Annotated in this window: 10 protein-coding genes; 7 read left to right on the forward strand and 3 right to left on the reverse strand. The window is 70.6% G+C overall.

What is annotated here, in order from left to right; genetic code table 11:
* Positions 1-101 precede the first annotated feature (101 nt).
* Entirely contained in the window at positions 102-470 is a 369-nt protein-coding gene (locus tag DB32_RS12635) for a glutaredoxin domain-containing protein (protein WP_053232680.1), read from the reverse strand.
* Between the two features lie 71 nt (positions 471-541).
* On the opposite strand from DB32_RS12635, the gene DB32_RS12640 reads away from it, so the two are divergent.
* The 6 genes from DB32_RS12640 to DB32_RS12665 all read left to right on the forward strand — a co-directional run bounded on the left by DB32_RS12640 (position 542) and on the right by DB32_RS12665 (position 8,638).
* The gene (locus DB32_RS12640) at positions 542-2,362 is read left to right on the forward strand and encodes a M2 family metallopeptidase (RefSeq protein WP_053232681.1); all 1,821 of its coding nucleotides are present in this window, start codon (positions 542-544) and stop codon (positions 2,360-2,362) included.
* Positions 2,363-2,483: 121 nt separating this feature from the next.
* Positions 2,484-3,755: a sensor histidine kinase gene (locus DB32_RS12645; RefSeq protein ID WP_053232682.1), complete on the forward strand. Its 1,272-nt coding sequence runs from the start codon at positions 2,484-2,486 to the stop codon at positions 3,753-3,755.
* A complete protein-coding gene (locus DB32_RS12650; RefSeq protein WP_053232683.1) occupies positions 3,755-4,516 on the forward strand; it encodes a LytR/AlgR family response regulator transcription factor in 762 nt (253 codons plus the stop codon). The genes DB32_RS12645 and DB32_RS12650 overlap by 1 nt, the downstream gene beginning before the upstream one ends.
* Before the next feature lie 160 nt (positions 4,517-4,676).
* Positions 4,677-6,587, forward strand: a complete 1,911-nt coding sequence (locus tag DB32_RS12655; protein WP_053232684.1) for a glycosyl hydrolase family 28-related protein — start codon at positions 4,677-4,679, stop codon at positions 6,585-6,587.
* Positions 6,588-6,653: 66 nt separating this feature from the next.
* Positions 6,654-7,865, forward strand: a complete 1,212-nt coding sequence (locus DB32_RS12660; RefSeq protein WP_053232685.1) for a serine hydrolase domain-containing protein — start codon at positions 6,654-6,656, stop codon at positions 7,863-7,865.
* Positions 7,862-8,638, forward strand: coding sequence for a phytanoyl-CoA dioxygenase family protein (locus DB32_RS12665; protein WP_053232686.1), 777 nt, complete (start codon positions 7,862-7,864; stop codon positions 8,636-8,638). Before DB32_RS12660 ends, DB32_RS12665 begins: the two co-directional genes overlap by 4 nt.
* Here the strand turns inward: DB32_RS12665 and DB32_RS12670 are convergent, their stop codons facing one another.
* Complete coding sequence (locus DB32_RS12670) at positions 8,639-9,793, reverse strand: DUF5995 family protein (RefSeq protein ID WP_169791431.1); 1,155 nt, start codon at positions 9,791-9,793, stop codon at positions 8,639-8,641. It abuts the gene before it with no gap.
* 83 nt (positions 9,794-9,876) lie between these two features.
* Positions 9,877-10,713 carry a hypothetical protein gene (locus tag DB32_RS12675; RefSeq protein WP_053232688.1) on the reverse strand — a complete coding sequence of 279 codons (837 nt, stop codon included), beginning with the start codon at positions 10,711-10,713 and terminating at the stop codon, positions 9,877-9,879.
* Between the two features lie 259 nt (positions 10,714-10,972).
* Here DB32_RS12675 and rpsO point away from each other — a divergent pair, with 259 nt between their 5' ends.
* Positions 10,973-11,242, forward strand: coding sequence for a 30S ribosomal protein S15 (rpsO, locus tag DB32_RS12680; protein ID WP_053232689.1), 270 nt, complete (start codon positions 10,973-10,975; stop codon positions 11,240-11,242).
* Positions 11,243-11,448: the final 206 nt, after the last annotated feature.

Below are 11,448 nucleotides of genomic sequence, written 5' to 3' on the forward strand. Positions count from 1 at the left end.
TTCCGTCAGCGGGAGCGCTCGCCGGCGCAGGCCCGCACGCGAGCGTGCGGAGCACGCAGACAGAGGGGCCCGGAGCGGGCGAGCCGACTCTTGGTCCCCGCTCAGCGCCCGAGCGTCTTCGCGAGCTCGCCGCTCTCCGCGAGCTTCTCGAGATCGTCGGCGCCCCCGATGAGCGTGCCCTTCACGAAGATCATCGGGAACGTGGGCCAACCCGTCCACATCTTCAGCGCGTTGCGACGCCGCCAGAGCGAGAAGTAGCCGCCGTACTCGAGGTACTCGTGCTCGATCCCGAGCTTCTTCAGGAGCGCGCGAGCGCGCCGCGGGTTCGCGTTCACCGACATCCCGACCACCACCACGTCGTGCTTCGCGACGGCGGCTTTCACCTCGTCGACGATGTCGCGGTGATGCGTGGCGATCTTCTCGCGCACTGCGGGATGGATCTTCGACTCGTCGAGCACCTCACGCGGCATCTCTCACACCCCCTGGCTGGAAGTCGCGCTGTGCTTGTCTTCGCGATTCTGCGTTGGCAAGTTCGCGCGCCATGCGTTCACGATTCTTCGCAGTGATCGCGGCGCTCGCGAGCGTCGCGTGCGCCGGTAGCGCGCCCGCTCCACGTAGCGCGGCCGACCTCTCCCCGCAGGCCCAGGCCGACGAGCTGCTCGCGCTCTACGATCCGATCTACGTCGCGCTCTACACCGAGTCGGCGCGCGCTGCCTGGGTCGCGGCGACCGACGTCTCCGAGGAGCACACCGGCCAGCGCACCGGCGCGGACACCGCGTTCGCCGCGTTCGCCGGCAACGCCGAGGTCATCCGCCGCGCGCGCGCGCTCCTCGAGGTGCAGGACCAGCTCGATCCGCTGACGGTGCGCCAGCTGCGGCAGATGCTCTATCTCGCCGCGTCCGCGCCCCAGACGCGTCCCGATCTCGCGCGTGCGCGCGTCGCGGCCGAAGCGCAGCAGAGCGCGCGGCTCGACGGGTTCCAGTTCTGCCTCGCGCGTCAGGGCGACACCTGCACGCAGCCGGTCACGACGAACGATCTCGATCGCGTCCTGCAAACGTCCACCGATCTCGACGAGCGACTGCGAGCGTGGCAGTCGAGCAAGGAAGTCGGCGCGGTCCTGCGCGACGGCCTCGTCGAGCTGCGCGGCCTGCGCAACGGCGTCGCGCGCGAGATGGGATATCGCGACTTCTTCGCGTTCCAGGTCGACAACTACTCGCTCACGACCGAGGAGATGATGGCGCTCCTCGATCGTCTCGTGGACGAAGTGCGCCCGCTCTACGCGCAGCTCCAGTGCTGGGCGCGTCACGAGCTCGCGCAGCGCTACGGCCAGAGCGAGGTCCCGACGCTGATCCCCGCGCACTGGCTGGGCAATCGCTGGGGCCAGAGCTGGCCCGGCTTGGTCGAGGGCATCGACATGGACTCGCTCGTCTCGTCGCGCGAGCCCGAGTGGATCGTGCAGCAGGCGGAGCGCTTCTACGTCTCGATGGGCTTCCCCAATCTGCCGCAGTCGTTCTGGGAGCAGAGCGACCTCTATCCGGTGCCCGAGGGCGAGACGCGCCGCAAGAACGCGCACGCGAGCGCGTGGCACGTCGACCTGCAGAGCGACGTGCGCTCGCTGATGAGCGTCGAGCCCACGTGGGAGTGGTTCACGACGACGCACCACGAGCTCGGGCACATCTATTACTACATCTCGTATTCGCGCCCCGAGGTGCCCTATCTGCTGCGCGAGGGTGCCAATCGCAGCTACCACGAGGGGATTGGCGATCTGATCTCTCTCGCGGCATCGCAGGAGCCTTATCTGCGCGAGATCGGTCTCCTCGCCGAGGGCCAGGAGATCGACGAGATGCGCTGGCTGCTCGACTCCGCGCTCACCGGGCCGATCACGTTCCTGCCGTGGTCGGCCGGCGTGATGAGCCACTTCGAGCGCGATCTCTACGCGGGCGAGCTCCCGCCCGAGGAGATCAACCGCCGCTGGTGGGAGCACGTCGCGCGTTATCAGGGCATCGCGCCGCCGACCGAGCGCCCCGCCGAGGGCTGCGACGCGTGCACGAAGACGCACATCAACGACGATCCCGGGCAGTACTACGACTACGCGCTCGCCAACGTGGTGCTCTATCAGCTCCACGATCACATCTGCCGGAACATCCTCCAGCAGGATCCGCGCGCGTGTAACTACTACGGTCGTCGCGAGGTCGGCGACTTCCTCCGTGCGGTGATGTCGCCCGGCGCGAGCCGCGACTGGCAGGAAGTGCTCGTCGAGCACACCGGCCGCGAGCTCACGGCGGAGCCGATGCTCGAGTACTACCGCCCCCTGATGCAGTACCTCGAGGAGCAGAACCGCGGCCGCACCTGCGGCTTCTGATCCGCGTGGACGCGGCGCGCGCCGAGGTGCGCGCCGCGTCGTCGTGTCGGCGCGAACGGTCTTCCGAGCTGCCCGAACGGCGGGCTCGCTGCCCCGGGCCGCTGCTACGCTGTGCTCTCGAATGACGCCGCCGACGCTGCTCGTCGAGCTCGCGGAGAAGATGGGGCTCCTCGCGGCCGCCGCGCTGGTGGCCGTGCTCTTCCCGCCGCTGCGCAATCGACTCCTCGGCGTCGGTCGCCGCGTCGACAAGCTCGCCGCGGTGGGCCTCGGGTTCGGGCTCTCGGTGTGGGGCGCGACGCTCGGCCTCCACGTCGCCGGCGAGGACATCAACGTGCGCGCGATCGGGATCCTGATCGCCGCGATCCTCGGCGGCTGGAAAGCGGGTCTGCTCGCCGGCCTCGGCGGCGGCCTCTTCTACGCGTTCCAGGTCGATCCGCAGACCGCGCCCTACGTGCTGATCGCGTCGGTGGTCGACGGAGTGCTCGCGGGCGTCGTCGCCGAGCGCAAGCCCGAGTGGGTCGAGGGCCCGCGTGTCTTCTTCACCGCGATCGCGGTGCAGGGCGTGCACCTCTTCGTCGTCGGCGTCGGCCTCGTCGCGTTCGGCTACGCCGAGCGCTACCTGCCCGCGTGGCCCGCGCACCTGGTGAAGCTCGTCGTCAACGGCGCGGGCGTCACGCTCTTCGTGATGGTCGCGCGCCTCGTCATCTCGCGCGAAGAGCGCGGCGTCGCGCTCGCCCACGCACGCGCCGCGGCCGACAAAGCCGCGCTCGAAGCGTTGCGCCGCCGGCTCGAGCCGCACTTCCTCTTCAACGCGCTCACCGCGATTCGCGCCACGATCCGGCGCGATCCCGAGGCCGCGCGCGAGCTCGTCAGCGACCTCGCCGATCTCTATCGCTACCTCCTCTCGCACCCCGACGACGCGCCGCTCTCCGCGGAGATCGATCACGCGAGCGCGTACCTCGCGATCGAGCGCGCGCGCCTCGGCGAAGGCCGCGTGCGCGTCGACATCGACGTGCCCGCGGCGCTGCGCGCGCATCGCGTGCCCGCGCTCCTGCTCCAGCCCCTCGTCGAGAACGCGGTCCGCCACGGCGTCGCGCGACGGAGCGGTGCCGGCACGATCCGCATCGGCGCGCACGAGGACGGCGACTCGCTCGTGATCGAGGTCGAGGACGCGTGCGAGGGCGATCCCGTCCCCGCGAACGAGAAGGGCAGCGGCATCGCGCTCGCCACGCTGCGCGAGCGTCTCGGTCGTCTCTTCGGTGATCGCGCCGCGATCGACCTCGACGTCGGCGCGATGGGCGCGCGCGCGTCCGTGAAGCTGCCGCTCGAGGCGCAGACCACGTCGAGCGGCGCTCGGGTGCTCGCATCGATCGAAGAAAGGGCGAACGCGTGATGAGCACGACGATCCGCGCACTGGTGGTCGACGACGAGCCGCTCGCCCGCGACGAGCTCGTCTTCACGCTCGAGCAGATCGGCGGCGTCGAGGTCGTCGCGCAGGCCGAGAGCAGCGCGAAGGCGCTCGCGCTGCTGAGCGAGCACGCGCCGGACGTGGTGTTCGCCGATCTGCGCATGCCCGGGCCCGACGGCCTGGCGCTCGCGGAGGCGGTGATCGCGCGTCGTCCCAGCACCGCGATCGTGATGGTCTCGGCGCACGACGACGGAGCGCTGCGCGGCTTCGAGGTCGGCGTCGTCGACTACCTGCTCAAGCCGGCGCGCCTCGATCGCGTGCGCAAGGCGATCGAGCGAGTCCGCGCCCGCCTGACCGAAGGCTCGGGAGCGAGCCCGAGCGAGCCCCCGCCGCGCGAAGGTGCGCCGCTGACGCGGCTCGCGGTGCGCCGTCGCGGCGCGTACGTCGTCGTCGACATCCACGACGTCGTCTGGTTCGAGGTGAAGGACGAGCTCGTCTGGGCCGTCACCGAGAACGATCGATACGCGCTCGACCTCACGCTCTCCGCGCTCGAGCAGCGCCTGCCCGACGGCGTGTTCTTCCGATCGCACCGCGGCTTCCTCGTGCGCCTCGATCGCATCGCCGCGATGGAGCCGAGCGGCGCAGGCACGTTCGAGCTCACGCTCAGCCATCCCGAGAAGCCGCGCATCCCGCTCGCCCGCGAGCGCGCGCGCCTGCTCCGCGATCTGATCCCGATCGCCGGCTGAGGCCCGCGGGCTCCACGCGCGGAGCGCAGAGCGCTCCGCATGCGCAGCGCACGCTCCGCACCCCGCAGATTTCCGCGAATGCTCGCGTCCGCCGGGCTGGACGCACCTTTGCAACGCGGTCGCCGCGCGCGCTGCTCTCCCGCGCGCGAGGAAAGGGCGAATGCGCCACCTGCTCGTGCTCGCGCTGCTCGGTGTCTCGATCGCGTGCGCTCCAGGGAACATCGGCGACCTCGAGCGCACCGACGCCGGTGGGCTCGTCAGCCCGCGCGCCGATGGCGGACGTCTCGAGAGCGACGGAGGCTCCGCGCCGAGCGACGACGACGCGAGCGCGCTCGACGACGTCGACGGCGGCGGCGCTCCGCTCGACCCCGACGGCGGTGGCCCAGTCGTCCCGCCCGTCGGTCGCGGCGCCACGATCGCCTGGGACGAGTACGAGGCCGAGGCCGGCCGCACCAACGCGACCGTTCTCGAGGATCGACGCGACGTCGGCACCATCGAGGCCGAGTCCTCCGGACGACGTGCGGTGCGACTCGACGACACCGGCGACTACGTCGAGTTCACCGCCGCTCGCCGCGCGAATTCGATCGTCGTGCGATATTCGATCCCCGATTCGCCCACCGGCGGCGGGATCGACTCGACCATCGGCATCTACGTGAATGACACCCTGCGTCACCGACTGCCGGTCACGTCTCGATATTCGTGGTTCTACGATCTGAATTCATGGCTGAACGGAGGCCCCAATCATCCCTCCGACGATCCCGCGCGCGGTAGTCCGTTCCACTTCTACGACGAGTCGCGCGCGCTGATCGGCGACATCCCCGCTGGCGCCACGGTCCGCATCCAGATGGATGCGGAGAGCACGGCCGACCACTACGTCATCGATCTCGTCGATCTCGAGCTCGTTCCCGACCCGCTGCCGCGTCCCGACGGCTTCCTCTCGATCGTCGACGATTGCGGCGCGACGCCGAACGACGCGACCGACGACGGCGACGCGATCCAGACGTGCCTCGACCGAGGTCGCGCCGAGTCGCGTGGCGTGTGGATCCCCGCGGGCACGTTCGAGACCTCGTATGCGCCCGCGCGCGACATGGGCTTCTTCACCGACCGCAACACGATCCGCGGCGCCGGCATGTGGCACTCCACGATCCACGGCTCGGGCGCGCGCTTCTACTGCGCAGGCAACGAGTGCGTGTTCTCCGACTTCGCGCTCTTCGGCGACACACGCGTTCGCGACGGACAGAAGCGCAGCAATGGATTCAACGGCAGCGCGGGCTCCGGCTCGCGCCTCGATCGCATCTGGATCGAGCACGTCGAGGTCGGCTATTGGGTCGGTCTCGACAGCCCTCCGAATGGCCCGACGAATGGCCTCGTCATCTCCGACTGCCGCATTCGCAACACCTACGCGGACGGCGTCAACTTCTGCAACGGTACGAGCAATTCCGAGGTCGTGAACACGCACCTCCGCTACACCGGAGACGACGCGCTCGCCGTCTGGGCCTACACCGCGCCGGGCGCGGTCGCGACGAACAACGTGTTCCATCGCAACACCGCGCAGCTCCCTTGGCGCGCGAACTGTTTCGCGATCTACGGCGGCGCGGACAACCGCATCGAGGACAACGTCTGCATCGACACGCTGACGTTCCCCGGCATCCAGATCGGTGGCCCGTATCCGCAGCATGCGTTCGGCGGCACCACGCGCGTCGCGCGAAACACGCTGCTGCGCGCGGGCGGCGTCTCGTTCGGGCAAGAGCACGGCGCGCTCAAGCTCTTCTCGTTCCAGGTCGACCTGAGCCAGATCGCCATCGAGGACGTCGACATCGACGATCCCAGCTACTTCGGGCTCGACCTGCAGTCGTGGGGCGCCGACGGGAGCCGCATCGCGCAGGCCTCGATGTCGCGCGTGACGATCACCTCGCCCACGCGCCACGGCATCCACGTGCGCGGCGACGCGCGCGGCCGCCTGTCCCTGAGCGACGTCGTCGTGCGCGACGCGCCCGCGGGCGGCCTCCTACACGAAGGTCCCGCCGGGCAATTCACGATCGAGCGCGGCACCGGCAACGAAGGCTGGTAGCGGAGCCCCTCCGTTCGTGCGGGCTCCGCGCGAGCGCGCGCGTGAACGCGTTATCCTCGTGCTCGCATGCGCCTGCCGTTCGTCGCGCTCCTCGCGCTCTCGCTCGCGGCCTGTGGCGACCTCGAGCTCGCGTCGCTCGACGCATCGGTCCCGACCGACGCCGTCACGCCTCGCGCGGTCGACGCGACCCCGTTCGACGCCGGTCCGCCGCCCGCCGATCTCGAAGGCTTCGTCGACTGGCAGATGCGCGCCGGCGGCATCCGCGGTCTCGCGGCCGCGATCACGACGCGCGAAGGCACCGCGCTCACGATGCTGCGCGGCGAAGCGAGCGAAGGTGTTCCCGTCGCCGAGGACACGCTCTTCGTGCTCGCGTCGATCTCGAAGACGTTCACCGGGATCCTCGTCGTGCAGCTCGTCGAGGACGGCCTCCTCGATCTCGATGCGCCCCTCGACGAGTACCTCCCGTACGCGGTGCGCAACCCCGCGTTCCCCGACGTGCCCGTCACCGCGCGCATGCTGCTCACGCACACGTCGGGCCTCCGCGATCAGCTCACGGTGCTCGGCATGGCATCGACCGCGGGCACCGATCCCGACGTCGCGCTCTCCGACTTCTCGCGCGACTACGTCGGGGTCCCGGATCACTGGGACGCGCGACCCGGCGCGCAATACCAGTACTGCAACGCAGGCTTCGCCGTCCTCGGCGCGCTCGTCGAGGCGATCACCGAGCAGGACTTCCGCGCGCGCAGCGATGCGCGCCTGCTCGACCCGCTCGGGCTCGACGGCTCCGGGTGGTTCCTCGCCGACGTCGACGTCTCGATGATCGCGACGCCGTACTCGTGGAGCGAGCGACGCGGCTTCACCGCGCTCCAGCACGGCGGCTACGCGTTCTATCCCGCGGCCTCGATGCGCGCGTCGATCGTCCACATGGCGCGCTACGCGCGCGCGGTGTCGCGCGGCCTCGAGCTCGACGGCGTGCGCGTGCTGCGCGAAGCCCTCGCCACCGAGATGCGGCGCGTCCCGTTCCCGGAGATCGCCGGCGATCGCTCGCTCGCGTGGGAGATCGAGACGATCCGCGGCCGCGCGTACATGCACCACTCGGGCGCGACGAACGGCGGCGCGACGCTGCTCTACGTCGGCGACGACGGCGTGAGCATCATCGTGCTGACCAACAGCGACGCGTACATCCGCTCGCGCTTCGGGCTGCGCGAGGGCGCCGACGCGCTGCGCGAGATCGTGCTGCGCCTCGACAGCGAGGCCGACGCGCTGGTGCGCGAATGATCACGAACGAACAGCGCACCGCGTTCGCGCGCGACGGCTATCTCGTGCTCCGCGCGTGCGTTCCCACCGAACGCATCCGCGCGGCGCGCGCGCGGATCGCCGACGCGCTCGATCGCGACGAGTCGATCGGCGAGATGCCGCGCTTCCTCGCGAGCACGTTCTGCCCGTCGATCACGCGCCATCCCGACATCGTCGGGCTGCTCGATCCGGCGTACCCCGCGATCGCCGCGCTCTTCGGCGTCCCCGAGTCACCGCGCGCGAAGAGCGGCCAGATCGCGCTCCGCTTCCCCGAGCGCGCGCGCGTCGACGCACGCCACGGGTTCCACCTCGACGGCTTTCCCACGTCGCTCAACGACGTGCCGCACGGCACCGTGCACCGACACACGCTCCTCTGCGGCGTGTACCTCACGCCGCTGCGCGGCCCCGATCGCGGCAACTTCGTCGTGTGGCCCGGCTCGCATCGCCACTTCGCGCGCATGCTCCGCGAGCTCGACGCGCCCGCGTTCCTCGCCGCGAACGGCGCCGAGGCGCTGCTCGATCGCATCCGCGCCGAAGACGCCGGCCCTCCGCGCCAGCTCGAGGTCGAGCCGGGCGACGTCGTGCTCGCGCATCACCTGCTCGCGCACGGCGCGTCCGACAACCTCTCGCTCCGCACCCGCGAGACCGTCTACTTTCGCCTGCTGCACCCGCGCGACGGCGCGCACGATCCGAGCCCCCTGATGGACGAGCGCGCGATGTTCGACGGAGTTGATTGGTCGACCAACCAAGAATGACTACCCGAGCACGCGCACGAGCCCGACCGCGCGCTCGAACGCCTCGCGCCGCCGGCGCGCGATCGGGTAGTAGCGCTTCTCGATCAGCGCGCCGCGCATCCCGTCGGGCGTGAGCACGTCGAGCACGCGCGCCCGTCGCGTCCACGCCTCGCGCGGCAGCACGTCGCGGATCTTCGCCGATGCGTCGAGGAAGATGTCGCCCATGCGCAGGTAGTCCGCGCGGAAGCGCGCGAGGTCCGCGCGCCCCGCGTAGCTCGACAGGTGCACCTTCGCGATCGCGCGCGGCAGATCGTCCTCGATGTGCGCGCGCATCCCCGCGTGGATCGATCGCATCGCGCGCACGAACATCGTCGCCTCGCCGCGCGACGCCGTCTCGGCGCGACGATGCGCCTTCACCCAGTGCGCCTCGACGTCTCCGCTGCGCTCGCCGAGCCGGATCGCGAGGTTCTCCTCCCACAGCGCGTGGAACGCGATCACGAGCCGCAGCACCCACGCCGGATGATCGAAGCGCCCCGCCGCGCACGCGACGAGCTGACCCTCGGTGACGTGCTCGTAGACGCGCGCGAACCACCCGCGATCGTCGTCGCGCTCGAGCAGCTCGTCGGCGTACGCGCGCTGCGACTCCATGCACGCCTCGGCCTCGCGCGCCAGCGCGCGCGACTCCGCGAGCTCGTCGAGCGAGCGCGGCGGGGGCAGCGTGACCTCGACGTGATCGCCCATCTCCGTCGCGACCTGCGCCATCGCATCGAGGCTGCGCTCGAGCGAAGGACGCAGCGCCGCGCGCGCCGCCCACTCGAGCGGCAACGCCGCGAGCGTCGCCTCGACGCGCCAGTGCACCCGCGACCCGCGCGCGCTCGGCGTGATCGTGATCGTCCCGCGATGCTGCTTCACGCCGCCGCCCGCGAGCACGCGATAGACGAGCAGCCCGGGCGCCTCGGCGCGCTCGATCACCTCTTCGAGCACCACCTCGCGGCCCATCATCCGCGGCCGCACGCGCCGCAGCGCGCCGGTCCCGCCGGGATGTCCGGCGTCGCCCCCGAGCACGCGCTCGACGCGCGCCTCCGACCAGCGGTTCATGCGATCCGGCTCGGACACCAGCGCGAACGCGACGGCCGGCGGCACCGAGAGCTCTCGCTCGAGATCGAGAACGAGCACGCCGCTCATCATAGGCGCCGAAAACGAAGAGGCCGGCGTCGTCTCCGACGCCGGCCTCCGCGATGCTCACGTTGCCTCGGCGATCAGCCGCCGCAGCCCGAGCCCGACGCGTAGTCGTTGCGCAGCGGGCCGACGTTCACGATCGTGACCGCGTCCGCGAAGACCTCGATCTCCTCGCACGCGACGCGCTCCGCGGGCATACCCTCGGTCCGCACGCCCCAGAGCTCCACGCGCAGCGGCTCGTCCGTCGCTTCGGCGTTCGCCGCCGCGAACAGGCCGTTCGTGTTGGTCGCCGTGCGATTGCTGTCCGGCAGGTTCGCGGCGTTGAAGTACCCGCTGAAGAAGTCGGTCGAGCCCGGACCCGTGACGAGCTCCGTGCCGCCGCGGAAGATCCGAACCTGCGCGTTCGCCGCCGGCGCGCCGGCGCAGTCGGTCAGCGTGCCCGACACGATGGCCGTGCCCGGAAGGCGCGAGCGCATGTACAGCGTCGGGATGAACCCGATCGTCATGCTCGAGACGCTCGGGAGCTGCGTCGTGCCGCCGTTCGCCGGGACCGCGCGGTTGTAGCCGACGGTCAGCACCGGCGTGGTGCCACCGCTACCGGTGCCAGCGGCCACGCGGTACGCAAACCACGCGTTCTCCATGCCCATCAGCCCCGCGACGTTCCCGTCGGCGCCCGGAGTCGTCCGGACGCAGGTGCCCGAGCAGCCCTCGGCCACGACGTTGTCGGGGAAGTAGTCGACGGCCACGCCACCGACGTTGCTGCTCATCCCGCTCTGGAAGTCGTAGACGTGAGCGGTGAACGTCGACGCGGCCCCGGGGGTCGGAGCAGTGCGCGAGCCGACGCACGACCAGTCACCCGTGAGCGCCGCAGGCGGCGGGCCCGAGTCCGGCGTGCCGGCGTCGTCGCCACCCGTCATGCCGTCGTCGTCACCACCGCAGCCCGCCAGAGCCAGGATCGCACAGGCCAAGAAACCGAGCCGTTTCCGCATAATCCTCCCCTTCTTCCCACCGAAGGCGACGGCGAGTCTGACACTTTCCAGTTGTCACGCCACCGTCCTACCCGGCCACGGACCCGTGCTTGACGCCCAGGGGGGTGCCCCGCATACTCCGCCGACTTTCAGGGCCCTGGACGTTCCCGGGCCGCTCGTTTTTGGCCCGTTTCCCGAGATTTTCCGCATGGCTCTGAACCCCGAGCGCAAGACGCAGATCATCGAGCAGTTCCGCCAGCACGAGGGCGACACCGGCTCGCCCGAGGTGCAGATCGCGCTGCTCACCGAGCGCATCCAGTACCTCACCGAGCACTTCAAGACGCACGCGAAGGATCACCACTCGCGTCGTGGTCTCCTGCAGCTCGTCAGCCAGCGCCGTCGTCTGCTCGACTACTTGCGTCGCGAGAGCGTCGACCGTTACCGCAAGGTGATCGGCGCGCTTGGCATCCGTAAGTGATGCGCATCCGTAAGTGATCCTCGGTCGTTGGAGCGTGTAGCGAGAGAGCGGGTCCCGGCACCGCAGATGGCGGTGAAGGGATCCGCTTTTTCGTTTCCGTCTCCGCGACCATCTGTTCGTCGTTCCAACCATCCACCCAAGCGCCGGCGCGCGTCCGCGAGAGAAGGGACAGCGTTCGGACTTCGATTCGAGCCCTCGAGCACGAC

It is taken from the genome of Sandaracinus amylolyticus, assembly GCF_000737325.1.
Taxonomy (GTDB): domain Bacteria; phylum Myxococcota_A; class Polyangia; order Polyangiales; family Sandaracinaceae; genus Sandaracinus; species Sandaracinus amylolyticus.